Here is a 17968-nt window from a genome sequence, read left to right as displayed (position 1 = left end):
TGTCCACATACATATAGTAGGTTATTATCCATACTGCAATAACCCTCCTCATTAAGTACATCTTTTTTGTACACTCATGGGTTACGAACAGCTTTTATTTTCTCAAGTCCATAGAAGCCTTTGTTTATCATATTCACGAATGGCGTTTGATGATCTTTGCTATTTTAATTCTTTCAGAAGTATCATATTCATTTGCGATTGCTTCAAAAATATCAGTATTTCCCATTACTTTACCTCCAATCTGGTTTCTCCATAAAATTAAAAATCTTCTGCAACAATACCACGCACTCTGTATGCCTTGAGGAGACAAAAAAGATGCCGCTTGAAGCTGGCGGGGCCTTGGCGGATAGTCATTAATGTTTATTCATTCCAAATAATACCAGCACATGCGCCCCATAGGATAATATTTATTTTGCCTTATTCCTATAATTATCGTAGCAATGCCAATGCCTGATAATATTAGTTCTCAACTATAGAAAATTATTCCAATGATAGCGTGCGCGCACTTGAAGCACTCAATTCTGCTTCACTATCCACTCCAGCACCGGATCAGTCCCTTCCAGGTAAGCGGCAAAAGTCTCTTCTATCACCTTATCCGGCTCCAGCGTGTGGACATCCTGATCCAACCAATGGAAATACTTCGTCGAATAACGAACCGGTTTTTCACTGTTCGGCAGTTTGAATTCTTTTACCTCTCCGTAGTGGTTCGGCTCACCGCCGGTCGCTTCTCCTACAAGATAGGCCTTCGTATCTTTCTTTAAACTGATCGCATTCAGAATAGCAGAAGAGAAAGTGTCTTTACCGATGATCACATAAAGCTTGCCATGCTTGTTAAAGCTGCTGTTTTTCACTTCTCTGATCAAAGGGTCCAGAATAGTCGAGATACCGCCGCGGTTTTCCCTGATATCAATAACAAGCTTGTTCACTTCATGGCTTTGAACAAAATTCCAGAATTCCTTGTCAAAGATTTCAAACGGCTTTTCTCTCATTTGGCCGCACCTGCTATAATTCAAATAAATGACTTTCTCGTCCTTTAAATATTCATACCAATAATTTTCGTCTGGATGGCTCCGGTATAGCGGAACAGATACTTCCGGCTGTTCGGCGGCCATATAGTCTTTATAACTAACCGGTTTCAGTTTGACCGTTTGCCTTTGGCCGTTTTTCAGTTCCACACCCAGTTCGATCTCATCTGCCTTGCTTAAGCCATAATATGTGAGAACACCCGGCATTGGCAGATAATAGACGATTTGAGTTTTAAACCAGCTTTCATTGGCCCCCGCTAGTAAGGGCCTGAGCGTATTGGCCGCTTTTTCGATTTTTTGGCCGTTCAGGGTGATGATTCTGGCATTTAGCAATTCCTGATATTCTTTGCTTGAACCCGTAATATAGATACCTTCGGCAAACCAATGAAGCTCCAGCGGGTACCGGTATTCCGAACCGATACTTGATCCGGTATGGGTATCGCCGATACCGGCCAGAATAACGCTTAAGGCGATCTCGATCTGTTCGTCCGAATAAGCGGGAACCTTTTTCTTCAGCTCTTCCAGCTGCTGGTGGAACTCTTGCTCGGAAAGATGAAAATACAAATTCTTATGGACTTTCGGCAGCGTTTTTTCCAGATAGGTGATATCGTTCACCCAACGGGTTTCCCTGTCTTTGGCCAGGTAAGGCTTGGTTGAAGGGACACTGCCGCAGCCCGTCAGCGAAATCATAAGCGTAAATATCAGTAGAAAGACAAGAACAAAAGGGACGCTTGCCAACCGGCAGTTCTTTCCACAATTAGAATGATTCATGATTCTCCCACCTCTTTACCACCATATCACGATATTTCTTGCATATAAAAAGATAGAAACCTGTCATGGCCAGGAGCAAAACACCAACTCCTGTCAAGATACTGCCGGTAAATTGATAATGGATACACGATTCCAAGGCTTTAATGGCCATAGTTCCATGCAGGATTCCCAATAAAACCGGCAGAATAAAGGCAATACCTACTTGGGTATAAATACTTTTGGCTATTTCCTGTTCCGTCACTCCGATCTTCATCAGGATCTTATATTGTTCCCGGTCCAGGATGGCGTCGCTCAAAATCTTGAAATACATGGTACTGAAAGTAGAAATCATAAAAACAACGGCCATCACCAAGCCCATAAAATAAAAGGCCCCGATCAGATAGTACTTATATTGATATTGACCGGCATAGCTGTTGAGATTATCACTGGGGTTTTTCATCACCCCGGCGATTTTTTTTACCAAGGACATGCTGTCCTCCGGATCGGTAATATTGATCCCGTACAACGTCATCTCTTTACCGTCTTCTTTTAATTCATTGTATTGGTTATCCGTGACGATATAGGTATCATTATGGCCTATACCCTCCAGTTCACCGATAAACGGAACTTTCATCACTTTTTTCAAGTTATAGTCCCTACCCTGAATAACAAAGTCCTGTCCGATATAACTGACACCCGAAAAAACCAGATTGGAATGCAAGATACTTACAGTTTCATTATCATCAAGTTCAATTTCTTTTAAGATTTGCTGATAATTCTCAGGCCAGATGATCATCAAAGATTTTTTTACTTCGGAAAAACTGGTAATTAAACATGTTTCAGTATGCTCGCCTTTGCCATTATTATAGGAAACATTACCAGTCAGAAAATGGGACTCATGCTCGGCCAGAATCTGATGCGGCGATGTTTGAATCAGCGCTCTGATCTTTTGGTTCGTAACCTCGTCCTGATCGTAATAAGTAATGCTGTAAGGCGCTTCGACAGCCGTATTGGTGTCGGCAAAATACTTTAGGGCCAGGCTTCCGCTGAAGGCAGCCAAAGTTGCGGCACATAAAATCGCTGTCATGGACAGGCTACGGTAATGCGTGCCCAGCCGGAATAACGTATTGCCGAAGCTTATAAGTCTTGATTTTTTATAAATAACTTTTTTCTTTTGAATCAGCGCGTTAAGGACAATCGCCAAAAAGCTGCCGAAGAAAAAATAGGTGCCGCAGCAGATCAGGATCAGGATTAAAATACTAGTCTGGAAAAAATCAATTGGTAAATTAAACGGTAAATCAAGAATATTCAAAGCCAGATAATAGGCCACGGCAATGCAGACCACACCTGCGATGCCGCCAATCCATCTTATCTTAGGCAGTCTTTGTTCTTTCTTGACCGCGTTCAGGATTTCGATCAGCTTGCTTCTTCGAACCATCCGGTAATTCTTTATGCCCATCAAAAGAATAATAAAGGCCAGGATTAAGAGCAGCGTGCCGATCGCCTTGAGCGGGATATAAAATGGAATCTGAGTGTCCAGAATCATCGCTTTGCTCAGTAGCATAAAAAAAAGCTTGGAAAACAACAGGCCGAGAGGCAGGCCAATGATAACGGCTGTTCCCCCGAGCAGGATACTTTCCAGGGCAAAGACCGTTCCGATTTTACTGCCGGGAATGCCCATCAACATATATGTTCCGATTTCTTTGTAACGCAGCTTGTAAAAGAAATTATTGGCATGGAACATAAAAGAAAATACAGTCAGAAATAGGATGATACTGCACAAGGAACTGGCCACTTTCGCAAAGACGTACTGCTCATTGAGAACCTCTAAGTAAGGGTTAAAGTTGACCGCCAGAAAATTATAATAAATGGCCGTCGTCAGGATAAGGACCATAAGATAAAACTGGTAGAGTTTCAGGTTATTCTTAAAGAGCAGCCAGGAGATTTTAAAGGCGTTCATTCCTTTCACCCCCTAACAAGGCCACCATATTTAGAATCTTTTTGAAGAACTCTTCGGCGTTGCCGTTTGTTTCCAACTTACCGCTGATCATCCCGTCTTTTAAAAACATTACCCGGTCACAGTAACTGGCGGCGGACGCATCATGCGTGACCATTACCACCGTTGTCCCGTATTGGTTTTTGACGTTTTGGAAACAAGCTAAAAGTTCGGAAGCTGATTTAGAATCCAGCGCGCCGGTAGGCTCGTCGGCAAACAGTATTTTGGGTTCATTGACCAGAGCTCGGCAGACTGCCGCTCTTTGTTTTTGCCCGCCCGAAAGCTGGTAGGGATATTTGTCCAACTGGTTATCGATGCCGAATAACACCGTCAACTCCTGGACTTTACGTAAGATTTCTTCTGCTTTAATATTATTCAGCGTGAGGGGCAAAGCAATATTATCCCGGATTGTCATATTATCCAACAAATTGAATTCCTGAAAGACAAAACCGATGACATCCCTGCGGAACAGGGCCAGTTCCCTTTCCTTGAAAGCCCCAGTTTCCCTGCCGTCGATTATGACCGTTCCTTCAGTCGACTTGTCGATGGTGGAAATTATATTCAGTAAGGTCGTTTTCCCGGAACCGGACGGTCCCATGACGGCGACAAACTCCCCGGCGCCTATCTCCAAACTGACCTCATGCAACGCCCGGCAGACAACGCCGCGCTGACCGTAAAGTTTGGTCAGATTATTTACTTTAATCATCGAAACCATGAACCTTCCCCCTTGTCATCTACCCATCCTGTTATGAACAGAACCGATACATTAATGGACGTAATCGATGCTTTTATTCTAGTATTCCTTCTGCTCCAGTTCCATCGGTTTTGATGACATTTCGGAAGTCAAATGTGACTTTTTTGTCATTTTAGAGTCGCTGGCGCTGCATGTAATCAGACAGCTTATAAAAAGATAAAACAAATTCGGTATAAATCCCTTGCTCACTCTGTACTTTCAGACTGATTCCCAGAGTGTCGGCCATTTTTTTTGCATAGTACATGCCCATTCCGGTGGACTTGGTACTGTTTCGGCCGTTGCTGCCGGTAAATCCTTTGTCAAAGACACGGTCGAGTTCCTCTTTCGGAATACCGATGCCGTTATCTTTCAGAAGCAGATGGTAACCCCATTCATCTTCCTGACCGCTGATTGTCATTTCACCGTTTTTCTCCGTATACTTGGTGCTGTTATTGAGGATTTGCGAAACGATATAATGGATCCACTTTTTATCGCTGATAAAATGATACGGCCTGATATTGCTCTGAATATTGATACTCTTCGCGATAAAAAATTCGGCGTTATCGCCGATAGCTTCTTTAACGACCTGTTCCAGGTCAACATTTTCCGATATGATATCCTCGCTGTAATGATTGGCTCGGGTGATCGATAAGGCTTGATTAATCCGGAATTTCATCTGTTCGATCTGAAATAACAATTTGTTGGCAATATCCGTTTCATTTTCCAACCGGTTTACAACCATTTCACTGACGGAAAGGTTCACTTTCAAGTCATGGACGGTCTGGGTCAGATAATCTTTTAAATCGTTCATCCTTTGCCGGTAATCGTTTTCTTTTCTGCTGAAGCCGTCGTTTTTATATTCCAGCAGTTCTTTCATCAGACTGATTCCCGTGACACTTTTTCCTGCTGAGGCTGAAGGGCCACGGAAAAGCCAGTCGATGTCCAGGCCCCCGGCCATTGTTTGCCTGATTTTCGTATAGGCTTTATTCAGCCGCCGATAATGAAAGATATATCCCGCAGCGGCTACGAAAATCATAAGTAAATCCAGATAAAAAATCTCCCCCAGAGTTTTCGCCAGGGGAGTGCTTGTCAATAAAATCAAATTGACCAGGATAATAATACCCGCCTGACTGGCTATCCATTCCCACTGTCCCTTGATATAAGCTATCGTCTTCATAGAATCACATACCCCATTCCTTTTTTGGTCGTGATAAATGACTGAAGTCCCAGTTCCTCCAGCTTAAGCCTGACACGATTGACATTAACGGTCAGGGTATTTTCATTAACATAGATTTCATCATCCCATAAACTCCTCATCAAGGCTTTCCGGGTGACTATTTTCCCTTGGTTTTCCATAAGGAGTCTTAGAATCTTCAGTTCATTTCTAGTCAACTCACATTTTTTATTATCATAGACCGCCGTCGCTTCCTCCAGATGAACAGTCAGTCTGCGGCAGCAAAGAACATGGGATTCCTGGAAACTATACTCATAGGTTCTGCGGATGACTGCCTGGAGTTTCGCCACTAAGACGGCATTGTCAAACGGCTTGGCCAGGTAGTCGTCACCGCCGTTATTCATTCCCATTATAACGTCCATACTGCTGTCCCTGGAGGAAATATAAATGATCGGAACAGCGGAAATGTCCCTGATTTTCTTACACCAATAAAAGCCGTCAAAGCTTGGGATATTGACATCCATTAATACAACATGCGGCTGTACGGTCAGAAACTCATCCAGGATGTTATCAAACATTTCCGCTATCTGGACTTCGTACCCCCATTTCATCAGCAGCCGGCAGATCTCATCGGCCAACATCCCGTCATCTTCAACAACATATATCCGGTATCGTTCTTTGGTTATCATCTTATTTTCCTCATACACTTTATTTTCATCTTTAGCTTAAAGATCTGAATAGATTCAGCAAAATTCTGTTACCCTATTAAAATTACATCCAAATTAACCGTACAGCTACCTTGTAATACGTTGTTGATGTAATTCGGATGTACTATTATTTTAGGATATATAGTATTTTTTCGCCATACATAGAAACTTTGTTTTTAAAATCGGTCAGGATTTAGATATAGCTGTTATACAGATTCCCAATCATATTTTTGACAGCATAACACAAATTTCCACATGCCTTGAGGATACAAAAAAGATGCCGTGTGAAGCTGGTGGGACCTTGGCGGACAGCTCTATTTTAACTACAGTTGTTAATTACATTTTCGGCAAATGATATATCATTGCCGAAAATGTAATGGAAGCTACAGCTGGTCCAATATCTAAGCTAAAACTTTATCCGTTTTTTCTCTTGTGCTTCAAGTTCAGCAAAGAATTCATTAAGTGCTTCTTCGTTACGTTCTTTAAGTACTACGATGCCATGTCGACTAGGTGTATTGATTACCCGTAAGAGCAGGCCAAACTCACTGAGATAATTACGCGAACTACTCCTTGGCGTAATACTAATAATTTTCTTCCCGAGTTTTTTCAAGACCTGAAATACAGTTTGAGCTTTTAAGGGGTCCAGATTGGCATCCCATTCATCAAGCAGTAAATATCCACCGCTCTTACCTTCCATTTTCTTTTCTTCTTTAATGCTAAGAATAGAATACATCATCATAAGCGATACAATTGCATGTTCACCGCCAGATAAACCACCACGCTCGGTCACCACCCTCATCTGTTGTTCATGGGTCTTTTTAAACCACATAACTAGCCGGCGATGGCCACCGCCCTCTTCTTTATTGCGATATTCGAGTTGAACCGTGTAGTTCATAGGAACGAAAACTTCATTCAGTCTTTCAGAAATTGCCCGGATAGAACTGGTAATGATACCTTCAACCGTTCTATAATCGGACTCAACGATGCCTCTGAAAGAGGCAAGTTCCTCCTCAAGTCGTCGTTTGTCACGCATATTCTTCTCAAACTCTAGTTTTAGAATTTCATAGTCTTTCACTGCGGACTCTTTAATTGGCCTCATCGTCAGGGTGCGTAATTGCTTTAATGAGTGATTAATAACCAGACGACCCTGAGTATATTTTTGTTCTTCAATAATTTCCTGACTTTCAAGGTTGAGTAATTCCATAAGCTCATCGAAGCCTGGCATATACTCTTGTTGGACAGCTTCGGAAAACTTGCCATTATATAGAAGACGAAAAATCGGCAAACAATCTCCCAACGTAATCTGCGAAAAGTTATCTTCACTAAGGCGCCGGTAATCGTATTCTTCATCTAGTGTCGGGGTAACGTCTTTTTTAAGCTCCTCTAATTGCTTCGTTAAAAGATTATTATCCTCATTTAGTTTTTGAATAACACCGTCGATATCTTTTAATTCCTTTTCAACCGGGGCAATTTTGAGTTGGATTTGTTCAAGCTGTTGACGATACTCTTCTTGCTTAGTGGCCAGATTATGGAATTCTTGCAGTAGCTTACGATGTTTCTCCCGTTCCACCTTTAATTTTTCAAGTGCAAGCTCGTATTGATTTAAAAATTCAAAATCGATTTCCTGGTGCTTGTTAAAATACTCCTGGTATTGTTCCAAACTCTTTTGAGATTTCTCCTGATTTTCCTTTAACTCATTTATCTTCTTTTCCAAGACTCTAATATCTATTGAACAGTTATTGGCCTGATTGCGCAGCTCTGTAATGGACTCTACTAGCTGCTTCTTTTCAGGCATACGATCAACTACTTTTTGGGCGTCTACAACTTTAACGCGTTGCTCTTCACGCCGCGATTTTTCAAGTCTGAGGTTTTCAATTTCCTTAGTTAGGTTACCACTATCAGTCAAAATTGTGTTAAGCTGCTGCTCATAAAGATATAGATTTTCAGACTTCGCCTGAATTTCCTCCAGAGATAAAACACCATCATTTTCCACTAAAGAATTCTCGATATTGAGATAAAAAGTTTGCCGGGAAAAGTATCTGTCAAATTCATTAATCCATTGTTCAATGGTTCTTAAAAGCTTATCCTTTTGCACATAGCTCTGCTTGAGAGATTCGAGCTTGTCTTTTTCCTGCGCCAACAATGCAAGCCAAACTTGAATATCTGAATTGACTTTCTCCAGCTTTTCTTGATTTACCTTGTACTCAGCTAATTTTGATTCTAGTTTTGCTATCTGAGCAGTGTTAGCTTCAAGCTTACTCTTTGTCTCTATCTGCAGTTTTTTGCTACTTTCAAACAACTCAATCTGCTCTTTTAACTCTGTCATTCTTGTAAGGATCTCATTTAATTCAAATGACAAGGTTGAAGTTTGTTGATCATACGCTTCTTTAAATACATCTTTAACTGAATTGATTGTTTCCTGAAACCCGCGGCATTTCGCTTCCTCCGCTTGAAGACTCTCTTCGTTCTTACGATACTCTTCAAGATTTTTTCCTAATTGAGCGGCTTTTTCTGTTAACTCGCTTAGTTTGGAAAGTAAATTATCGAGATCGTTCTTTTTGGCTTCAAACGTTGATGTAATTTCTTGTTGTTCAGAAGAATGAGTACTTAATTCAATGATTCTTGCTTCTTTCGTAGTGATTTTTGCCCGCAAAATAGCCTTGGTATATTCTCTGGCAGCAGCACTGAGAAAATAGCTTACATTATCAGGATCATACCCTCTTATTCCAATGTTATCTTTAATAAGTCCGTTTTCTCTGAGGTAACCGCTGATTTGTCGCAGCCATGAAACTGCTTTCTTGGCATTGGTGGGATTAATATTGTTTTTGAACGAAAGGCCAAACGGTAAAGGCTCTATAGAATTGTCCGGTGCATACTCATTCAATGGAACATGATAGTGCCCGGAAAAAGGGAACAAATCTTTTTCGTCTGCATCAACCAGGATAGTATATTTTAAGAGGGATAAATTCTTCTCTTTCTCTTGATTAAGTTCACTATCCTTAAATTCGAAAACATCTTGAAAAGCATATGTTTTAAAACCCTGCTTAGCCATCGACTCCCGTTGAGAAGAGTCAAATATTCCTTGGTCAATTTTCACAAGTTGATCTTTTAACTCAACTATTTGTTGAGTTACCCGTTCCGTTTCCAAATTTAAATCATTTTCTATTTTCCGAGATTCTTTGATCTTTTGCGCATATTCCTCTGAACTTAGAGGGTATTTTTCTAACTTTGCTTGAGTGTTTTTTTGCTCGGTATAAAGATCGTCCATCGACTGCTTGGTCATATCTATCTGAGTTTTTGCTTGTTGAAGCCCGTCTTCGATTTCTCGTATTTGCTTTGCTAATTCTTCGCCCGTTTTCTTAATACTGTGATATAGACCGACCACCGCTGGACCATTCTGCTCAATAATTTCTTTATAACCCTTTTCCTTAACATTAAGATTCTCATTTTCATTGGTAAGGGATGAGATAGTAGCACTCAATTGTTCAGCAGATTCCTTAGATAATTCATTTTCCAAGATAATCTTGTCCCGGTCTAACTTCTGGAGATCGTCGTGGCATTGCTTAATCTGGGTTTCTTCCTGAGTGATTTCCTTTTGTAAATTTTCAGTATCCTTTGCCAATGTCTTTTTATGAAAACCAAGTGCCATAGCAATTAAGGTTAGTTCCTTTTCAATTCTTAATCTATCGTTCTCCTTATTTGAAAGTGCTTCTCTTTTATCTTCAATGTCCAGCACAATACCTTCAATCCATTCCTGAAGAGTAGCTACGTCCGGGTTTTCTTCAAGGATGGATTGAGCGCGAGCGATTTTTCCTTCGAGTTCCTCTTTCTCCGACTCTAAAGCTGCGATTTTTTCTTCAAATTCTCTCTTGGCCTTTTCCTTATTGGTTAACTCTAATTCATTTTGTTCAATCACTAGTTTAGTCGTTATTAAGTCCGATTGCAGTTTTTCGATCAATCTTTGCAATTCTTCAACGCCAAGTTCCTTTTGCTTAAGGATATCGAGAAATTCTTTAATTTGATGGTACTTACTCTTGCCTTCGTCAATTTCATGTTCAAGATTCGATACTGATTGGCTTACGCTCACCATTTGTTCATTGACTTTCTGTATTTGAGACATACATTGGTCAGAATCTGTCTGAATTGTTGCCTTTTGCTTCAGAATAGCATTCAATTCTTCTTCGACTTGAGCTTCCCGGACATTCTGTTCATTTAAGGCGTGCTCATTTACCGAAACCTTACCTTTGAGCACTTCGGTAGTTTTCGTATTGTAGTCAATGAGCGCATTTAATTTATCGACAAAATCAGCGGAGCCAGCCATGAGTTCCTCATCACGCCGTTCCTTCTCCTTCTTGTCAATTTCTTTATTCCTGAGATCGAGTTCCAATTGTAAACAGTTATTAGAAACGATTTCAACATCCTTCTCTTTCTCGGCTTGTTGCTGAATCATTCGATCAAGGTTCATAATGCTTTCTTCAATACCCATCATACGTGCGAATTGGTTGAAGCGCTCAACATCTTTAATCTGGGTAAATTTACTGGTCTCTCCTTGTTTCCAATACAAAAGATATTTGTCCGGAGATATGCCCAAAGCCTCGATTTGTTTCCTATAATCGTCCAATTTACCGTACTTATCATTTTTATTACTATACACATACTCGCGGGCAGTTTTTAATTCTTCAATCGAATCTGATTCTTTGATCGTAAAATATTTAGAGCGTATTCTGGGCTTTTCATGTTCTGTGATTCCCTCGAAGCGAGCGTTAATCTCGATAAACATCTTATTATCTTCAAGTGACCCGTCATTATAAAATATCAAGCGTCCTTTGAAGAGCCAAGGGTTCTCGTCTGAGTACGCTTGACTTGAAGAGATTAGATCAACTGGATCCGCTTCATTAACATCAGCGTTGAGAATGCAAACAAAAACAGCAGCAATGGTAGATTTTCCCGTACCATTCAAACCGCCAATCAGGACGTTATCCTTATAATGGTTGGCGATTTCAGAAATGTTTTCAAAACCTTGAGGATCGGCAAAATAGACCGATTGCTTCTTGAATTCCCGGGCGTTTTCAAACGTCAATTCAATGGGATAGAGCATCTATTCATCCCCCTCACTAAAACAGTGATTGTGGTTTAGGATTGGGAACTTCTTTTCTGAAAAACTCCAAAACAACATCTAGCGAATAGTTTTGCGACATGGTCACGTCAGTAAGCCGTTTAAGTAAAATCGGTGTCATAAACGCTTCGCCAATACGGGTTATCGTATAGCTTTGAGCTTCCTTGTCTTCTTTTATCAGGCAGTATTCTATTAAAGGCTGCATTATGCTGGCAATCTTTTGGTCTGGTCTATCTGTTACGGAAGAGTCGATAATTTCAAGCAACTCACGGACACTGGTGGAAGGGTGGCCAAGCGTGATCTGGTTGTAATACATAAGCAAAAAGAGCAGGATAGGTGCAGTTTTTAAGCGATCTGTCAAAATTATGGGATGAACCGTCTGAACATAAACGTAACGGTTAATAATGTCATCATAAATAATTTTAGCCGGTATTGTTTCTTGTTCCAGACGCATGTTACTGATCGCTATAAAATCTTTAATTTCCTGATCACTTTTGGCGTTAAGGGCTTTCTTCAATCCGTCCTTTGTCAGTCCAATCCAATCACGCCTTAAAATAATGCTCGAACTGGCAGCAAGCAGTTGAATAGCATTTTTATATTTGGGAAGTAACGAAATGCTATTACTTGTTGTTTGTTCCATTTTCTTCACTCCTGACTAATCCTCTTAATTCTCCTAACGTGTTGCCTGCTTCCAGTTCATCTATTTGGGGAAAGCGAACAAGTTCATTTCCGCTCAATAAATTACTGGCACCTTTTACGGTTAGAAACTCCCAGTTGCCGATTTGTTTGGTTTTTGAGGTCCCCGTTTTTAAAAGGTTGAAATAGCTAGGCATTAGTGTTGATAAATAAGAGATAAGGTCCATAAAGGTTACCGCTTTCAGACGATCCGGGTTCTCAAAAAGATAAATCCAGTCTTTAATCGTTTCCTCTCGTCCGGCATTCTGAACTCCCATCTCAAGCACTTCTTCAAACTCTTGAAGGTAACTGCTGTCTCCCGCTGTATTTTGATTGTATTGTCCTTCTATTTGAGCAATTTCTTTCATATTGGCATATTCAGGAGCAGTGTTTTCAATTTCCGTATGCAGAATATCCAATCTTTTATTGGGTATAAAATCAAATCCAAAATCACCTCGTTCACCATCTTCGATCGCCTGCCATACATCATTTGGTGATATCCCGCCAAATATCTTCGCCGGCAAATAGGCTACAGGTTTATCCTCTGTTTCCATTTGGATCATGATTTCATAAGCCGATTGGATTTCGCTTTCTTCGTAATATTCATGTTGAACGGCTGACTTGATCTTTTCCCGCAAGGCAGTGCTGAACTTTTCTCTGGATATACTTGCAGTCCAGACTTGCAAGGCAGCGATACTTATCGCTTTGGCGACTTCTCCTAACCCTTCTTGTCCAACCAGAATAGCTTTTTGGATAATTCCTTCAATATAATGATTTCTCAGGCGAAAATCATCGAGCTTTTCCGTTATTGTCTCTTCTTTGGTGTAATCTTCAATTTTATGGACAGATTCAAGGATCAAGTCTTTGAGCTTACTAATTTCTTCAAGGGCATTTTCCTTTTGGATATAATAGGGTATATTGCGCTGGACGAGTTCAGTCATGCGGTAAACCGAGTTTAATAATTGCAAGAAGTTGGGCATACTGTCCAATCTTAACTTCCGACTCGTTTCAAGGTTTAACGAAGATAACTCTGCGATAAAAATCTCTTTCTGCAAGTCATCCTTTTCGTGATATACATAGTTTCTTTGCACCATATCTAAAAGCAATGTGCCCATGCGAATGCCTGCATTGGTGATCCTAATTCCGTCCTGCTTTGTTTTATCAACCCATCCTGCGGAGCGCATTTGGTAAAGGACCTGTTGGACAAATTCGTCAGTGATGGGACGCTTAAAGCGATTTCTTAATCGATTGGCCAATTGCTCTTCTGTATCCAGCCGCTCATCCGGATCAAAAGCGGTTTGAAGAACTAAATGAACCAAAAGTAAAAAGTCCAGTTGAAGCTTATACTGGTTGGTTTCACGCACAAGAAACGACAAAACCCGGCTCAAGTGTGACAGCTCATTAAGACTGCGCCCCAGAATATCGGTATCACCTTCTGAGTCAGGCAAGAAAGGAATACGCTCAATCATTGACATTTCCCTCCAAAACGATTGTCTCTAACAAATCAAAATCCCATAAAAAATTTTCTTGCTCCGTTAAGTGGTTTGTGCCGGCCAATTCTTTTAATTGCTTTAAGCCTTCTGCATAGGAAACCAGGAGGAGCGTTCCCTGTTTTTTGGCAACAAACTTAAACTGTTCAAATTCCAAAGCATAAAGTTTTTCAACCATAGCGATTGCGGCCCTGTCATAGTCGCTCCAAATAATAATTTGACCGACACCCGCATTCTTGAAATGACGCAGTAAATCATAGACAGCAGAGCGTACTTGACCGTCAAACCCAACGATGCCAATATGGGCCCTATGTCCATAGGGTATATGTTTAATCAGCTTTCGAACGACCGCTCTGTTTTCAGCAGCAAAAATAGTTCTAATATTTTTTGCGTCTATCGACTGTAAATAATGCACTTCTTCGTCAGTTACTTTAGCTAAAACCGGAGCTTTTTCATAGTTATACATACCAAATGTAAAGACCAACCGGCACTGAGCAGCCAGTATGATATCCCTGTTTCCCGGCCGTGTTGTCAGGTGGATACTGCTAACGGGGTCACCTATGATTTCTTCCAGCTCTTCCAGCAGTGCAACCATGTTTCCATCAAACATTTTTGACGCAGCATGGACTTTCTCTTTAAAATAGGAGTTTGTCCCTATCTCTTTCCAATCAAAAAAAGGTGCTTTGGAAGCGGTTATAAGAACAGAAAGGAAAAAGTCCAAATGTTTTATCGAAATTTTCTTTTCGTTAATTCGATTTAAAAGCCATTGCTTTAATGTTTCAAAACCCACATGCTCATATGGATTGGTTAGGTTGTTCAGGATTTCGGTAAACGCTCTGATAAGTTTTTTATTCTGTTCTTCATTTTCTCGCGCTTGAGTTTTCCAATAATTTAGCAAATTGAAACCCGGAACATAATATGTATTTTTAAGATTAATTCCTCGGTCGGCAAATTCATTAACCTGAATAAGAATACCCAGGGCTACCCACTTATTAGTTTGATGAGAAAATGCCAAGCCACTTAACCCGGAACCTGACCAGTTTTTAAGTTGCGAAGCAGTCTTCTTCTTACTCCATGGCGTTTTATTTTGTATTTCTGGGGGTATATCGTTTTCTTCAAGAGAGTAAATCAGTGTTTTTGTTTTGTACTGAACAATTTTTTGCTGTTGGTGAATAACTCTCTCATGAATTCCTCTATCGTCTGCAATATCGGAAATGACGATTTCACCATTGTTCAAAAATGTATTTAAATAGCTGTCATGCATTACTCTTTGAAGACCCCCCTTCGACTGGAGACTTCTCATACAATCATAAACTTCCATGCCTATTGACATAAATCACTTATCCCACACTTATTGCCCTAATGGGTTCCTGAAGTACTTTATCATCCGACTTTCTTCGACTATGATTATAACACACCAATGTAAAAATAAGGATATAAACAAGATTAGCACTCCCTATCAATTGAATAAGCCGCCACACCTGTGACGGCTAAACAATACCTGATTTTAGTCCTCGGTCAGCTCATCTGAAAAAAGAACTGACAGGTAATCCCTTACCCCATTCAATATACGATAAACTGAAACGAATTCTCCCTCGATCTTGTAAAATACCAGATAAACGCCACAAACAAGGAAGCGATAATCCGTTTTTAGATTAATCTTTGCACCAAGCGAGACTCCCATTTCAGGAAAATCAGCCAAATTTTCTATTTTAGAATAAATGACGGCTCCCATCTGTATAGCTGCTTCCGGATTATCCTCAGCGATGTAGGCTTTTATTTCCTGCACATCAGCAATGGCCATAGGGTTGATTCTAATTTTGTATTTCACCTTCAGACCTCCAATGCTTTCTTGAGGTCATCAAGGGTCTTCCATTCCTTTCCTGTTTTAATGGTATCCTCCGCTTCAGCAAGCTTTGATAAAAGCTTAACTACAGCCTGTTGCTTTTCATATTCCTGTATATCCAGAAGCACGTAACGACCTCTGCCGTTTTTGGTCAAAAACACAGGCTCCCCAACCTGGCAAGAACGAAGAACCTCGTTATAATTTCTCAAATCTGAAACCGGTTTTATATTGGGCATCCTTTGCGCCTCCACAGTTTATTGCGTTGTAATCATTATATGCTAATGTTTCGTAAAATTCAACATCATATTTAACAGCAAACCCTCAATCCATCAGTCTTTTACTTTTTCAAGCTTCACAACCGCCTCGCAATGCCTTGAGGATACAAAAAAGATGCCGTTTGAACCCGGTGGAGCCTTGGCGGAATGTTTTTTTAATTTCAAACGTTTTAGTGTAAAAAGTTAAACGGGGCTTATTATCCCGCCATCTGGATACCGTGGACTTACTCCGGCGCTTAGAAGCGAAAATTTGGTTATTATCTTCCGGCAAAGTATATTTGACAAATGCTTATCGCAAGGAGTACTTTTAGCTAAACAATATCCGTCATCGAGGAAGTCTAGCCAAAGTCGACTTTGAGTTTTCCATCTTATCATATACTCTTTGTAAATTGGCCGTAGACCGATTGAACAATTCTAAACGTATTGCTGCTGAATTTTCTAAAAAGTGTTATGTGAAATTCTGGAGGACTAATCTTTAGCTATTGACAACATTATGAAATTGTCTCATGTAATTACTTTTTTCCTTCTGAGAAAGCGACCCTGATTGGGCCGCCTTCTAGCTTTCATCTTTTATTTAGCTCCCCAGGAGGAAGACAACATCTTCCCCATTATAGGATTTCACATACCCTTCTGTTCCATGCACGCGAATTCGTTGCCCATCTTTTATCAGTTTGGTAGCATTTTCTACTCCGACAACTGCCGGTAAGCCATATTCACGTGCGATAACTGCTCCGTGGGTCATCAGTCCACCAACTTCGGTGACTAGGCCTTTTATGGATACAAACAATGGTGTCCAGCTAGGGTCAGTAAAGGAGGTGACTAATATATCTCCATCTTCTAGAGCAGCATCTTCCATGTTTAAGATGACACGTGCTCGTCCCTCTATAACTCCGGAAGAAACAGGTAGACCCACAATAGCTTCGGCTGGGAGATTTTCTCGTTTGTACTCACCTGCGATGATTTCACCATCAGACGTGATAACACGTGGGGGAGTTAGTTTTTCATATAATTTGTACTCGTCTTTTCGTTTGCTGATGACCTGGTAATCCAGTTTATTTGTGCGTACGACTTCGCGAAGTTCTTCAAAAGGGAGGTAGTAAATATCTTCTTTTTCATGAATAACGTTGGCTTGTACGAGTTGTTCGGCTTCTTTCAGTAAAGCCTGCTTATAAACGAAGTAGCGATTAACGATGCCGTATTTGGGATATTCACGATAACCGATGAAATTCCGGATTAGGTCGATCATTCGTTTTGTTTCTTTGGTTTTTTGTTCACCATCCGGTAATTGCTTCAATCGATCTAATAACTCTTGTTCTTTTTTCAAAGCTTCCTGTCGCCCTTGCTCAAATTTCCGATTGCCGGCATTAGGCTCAAAGTTTTTGATGTTACTGAGAATCATGGGGACAAGTGTAGTTAGTTTTTCGCTCCAACGGGTTTTAGTAATATCGATTTCTCCGACACATCGCATTCCGTATTTGTTAAGATAAGCATAGATAACATCTTGGGTTTCCTGTCCACCATCAAACTTAACCAGTTCATCCAAAAAGTTATCATCTTTTACATGTTGTAAATAATCAATTACTTCTGGATAAGGACGAATCACATCTGCGACATCCAATAGCGCCAGCCCCATTTCTAGCAGCAATTTAAATCAATTAAACTTACAATTATCCTACTAATGCGAATGTCTGATTTTTGTTCTTTGCCCCTGTTAACATCAAAAATCAAAACCCCTAAAAAAACAGGCCGAAAAATGCACTTTTTCAGCGCGTTTTTTGCTCATTTTTTACTCCAAAACCACTACATATAATGGTCAACCTGCCTTATTTGCCCTTTAAACCACTATTCGTCATCAGAACTATACTCTCAACGTGGTGCGTCCAGGGGAACATATCCACCGGCTGGACTTCTCTAACCTGGTATCCCCTTATCGCCAGGTACCTCAAATCACGTGCCAGGGTGCCTGGCTCACAGGACACATAGACCAGACGCGGCGCCTTCATCGCTATAACCGCATCCAAAGCTTCCCGGGCGCAACCCCGACGGGGCGGGTCCAGCACCACCACATCCGGGCGCAGGCCTTGACGGGCCAAAGCCGGGAGAAGTCTCTCCACCTTGCCGGCTAAAAACTCGATGTTGCTGATCTTGTTCAGGACTGCATTGTGGCGGGCGTCTTCAACC

The 17968-nt window shown here is 40.8% G+C and carries 11 protein-coding genes and 3 pseudogenes; 1 reads left to right on the top strand and 13 read right to left on the bottom strand.

Translation table 11 applies throughout. From position 1 onward, the window contains the following. Nucleotides 1-515 precede the first annotated feature (515 nt). The 11 genes from Psfp_RS09730 to Psfp_RS09680 all read right to left on the bottom strand — a co-directional run bounded on the left by Psfp_RS09730 (nt 516) and on the right by Psfp_RS09680 (nt 15748). Nucleotides 516-1796 (bottom strand): peptidase S41, encoded by a 1281-nt coding sequence (locus tag Psfp_RS09730; protein ID WP_134218351.1) that lies wholly within the window; start codon nt 1794-1796, stop codon nt 516-518. After that, complete coding sequence (locus Psfp_RS09725; protein WP_134218350.1) at nt 1783-3735, bottom strand: FtsX-like permease family protein; 1953 nt, start codon at nt 3733-3735, stop codon at nt 1783-1785. The genes Psfp_RS09730 and Psfp_RS09725 overlap by 14 nt, the downstream gene beginning before the upstream one ends. Beyond that, complete coding sequence (locus tag Psfp_RS09720; RefSeq protein ID WP_134218349.1) at nt 3722-4486, bottom strand: ABC transporter ATP-binding protein; 765 nt, start codon at nt 4484-4486, stop codon at nt 3722-3724. Before Psfp_RS09720 ends, Psfp_RS09725 begins: the two co-directional genes overlap by 14 nt. A gap of 151 nt (nt 4487-4637) precedes the next feature. After that, nucleotides 4638-5681, bottom strand: a complete 1044-nt coding sequence (locus Psfp_RS09715; RefSeq protein ID WP_134218348.1) for a sensor histidine kinase — start codon at nt 5679-5681, stop codon at nt 4638-4640. Further along, nucleotides 5678-6367 carry a response regulator transcription factor gene (locus Psfp_RS09710; RefSeq protein WP_134218347.1) on the bottom strand — a complete coding sequence of 230 codons (690 nt, stop codon included), beginning with the start codon at nt 6365-6367 and terminating at the stop codon, nt 5678-5680. The genes Psfp_RS09715 and Psfp_RS09710 overlap by 4 nt, the downstream gene beginning before the upstream one ends. 424 nt (nt 6368-6791) lie before the next feature. Beyond that, nucleotides 6792-11483: a hypothetical protein gene (locus Psfp_RS09705; RefSeq protein ID WP_134218346.1), complete on the bottom strand. Its 4692-nt coding sequence runs from the start codon at nt 11481-11483 to the stop codon at nt 6792-6794. A 16-nt stretch (nt 11484-11499) separates the two neighbouring features. Continuing rightward, the gene (locus Psfp_RS09700; RefSeq protein WP_134218345.1) at nt 11500-12141 is read right to left on the bottom strand and encodes a hypothetical protein; all 642 of its coding nucleotides are present in this window, start codon (nt 12139-12141) and stop codon (nt 11500-11502) included. Beyond that, entirely contained in the window at nt 12122-13645 is a 1524-nt protein-coding gene (locus tag Psfp_RS09695; RefSeq protein WP_134218344.1) for a hypothetical protein, read from the bottom strand. Before Psfp_RS09695 ends, Psfp_RS09700 begins: the two co-directional genes overlap by 20 nt. Then, complete coding sequence (locus Psfp_RS09690; protein ID WP_192895354.1) at nt 13638-14930, bottom strand: DUF2399 domain-containing protein; 1293 nt, start codon at nt 14928-14930, stop codon at nt 13638-13640. The genes Psfp_RS09695 and Psfp_RS09690 overlap by 8 nt, the downstream gene beginning before the upstream one ends. A gap of 243 nt (nt 14931-15173) precedes the next feature. Beyond that, entirely contained in the window at nt 15174-15497 is a 324-nt protein-coding gene (locus Psfp_RS09685) for a type II toxin-antitoxin system RelE/ParE family toxin (RefSeq protein ID WP_134218342.1), read from the bottom strand. A 2-nt stretch (nt 15498-15499) separates the two neighbouring features. Next, nucleotides 15500-15748: a type II toxin-antitoxin system prevent-host-death family antitoxin gene (locus Psfp_RS09680; protein WP_134218341.1), complete on the bottom strand. Its 249-nt coding sequence runs from the start codon at nt 15746-15748 to the stop codon at nt 15500-15502. A gap of 323 nt (nt 15749-16071) precedes the next feature. Here Psfp_RS09680 and Psfp_RS09675 point away from each other — a divergent pair. Further along, nucleotides 16072-16266 (top strand): annotated as a pseudogene (locus tag Psfp_RS09675) (hypothetical protein); the annotation flags it as partial. 95 nt (nt 16267-16361) lie between these two features. On the opposite strand, the pseudogene Psfp_RS09670 reads toward Psfp_RS09675, so the two are convergent. Both Psfp_RS09670 and Psfp_RS09665 read right to left on the bottom strand, forming a co-directional pair. Beyond that, nucleotides 16362-17423: pseudogene (locus Psfp_RS09670) on the bottom strand (PEP-utilizing enzyme); the annotation flags it as partial. Nucleotides 17424-17610: 187 nt separating this feature from the next. Then, nucleotides 17611-17968: pseudogene (locus Psfp_RS09665) on the bottom strand (class I SAM-dependent RNA methyltransferase); the annotation flags it as partial.

The sequence above is a fragment of the Pelotomaculum sp. FP genome (genome assembly GCF_004369245.1).
GTDB classification, from domain to species: Bacteria; Bacillota; Desulfotomaculia; order Desulfotomaculales; family Pelotomaculaceae; genus Pelotomaculum_C; species Pelotomaculum_C schinkii.
This window is presented reverse-complemented; position numbering and strand designations above follow the sequence as displayed.

Bases quoted from the DNA above. Each gene is read 5' to 3' on its own strand.
- Psfp_RS09705 (WP_134218346.1), bottom strand. From the start codon at position 11,483: ATGCTCTATCCCATTGAATTGACGTTTGAAAACGCCCGGGAATTCAAG.
- Psfp_RS09695 (WP_134218344.1), bottom strand. From the start codon at position 13,645: ATGATTGAGCGTATTCCTTTCTTGCCTGACTCAGAAGGTGATACCGAT.
- Psfp_RS09715 (WP_134218348.1), bottom strand. From the start codon at position 5,681: ATGAAGACGATAGCTTATATCAAGGGACAGTGGGAATGGATAGCCAGT.
- Psfp_RS09680 (WP_134218341.1), bottom strand. From the start codon at position 15,748: ATGCCCAATATAAAACCGGTTTCAGATTTGAGAAATTATAACGAGGTT.
- Psfp_RS09725 (WP_134218350.1), bottom strand. From the start codon at position 3,735: ATGAACGCCTTTAAAATCTCCTGGCTGCTCTTTAAGAATAACCTGAAA.
- Psfp_RS09710 (WP_134218347.1), bottom strand. From the start codon at position 6,367: ATGATAACCAAAGAACGATACCGGATATATGTTGTTGAAGATGACGGG.
- Psfp_RS09720 (WP_134218349.1), bottom strand. From the start codon at position 4,486: ATGGTTTCGATGATTAAAGTAAATAATCTGACCAAACTTTACGGTCAG.
- Psfp_RS09690 (WP_192895354.1), bottom strand. From the start codon at position 14,930: ATGCATGACAGCTATTTAAATACATTTTTGAACAATGGTGAAATCGTC.
- Psfp_RS09700 (WP_134218345.1), bottom strand. From the start codon at position 12,141: ATGGAACAAACAACAAGTAATAGCATTTCGTTACTTCCCAAATATAAA.
- Psfp_RS09730 (WP_134218351.1), bottom strand. From the start codon at position 1,796: ATGAATCATTCTAATTGTGGAAAGAACTGCCGGTTGGCAAGCGTCCCT.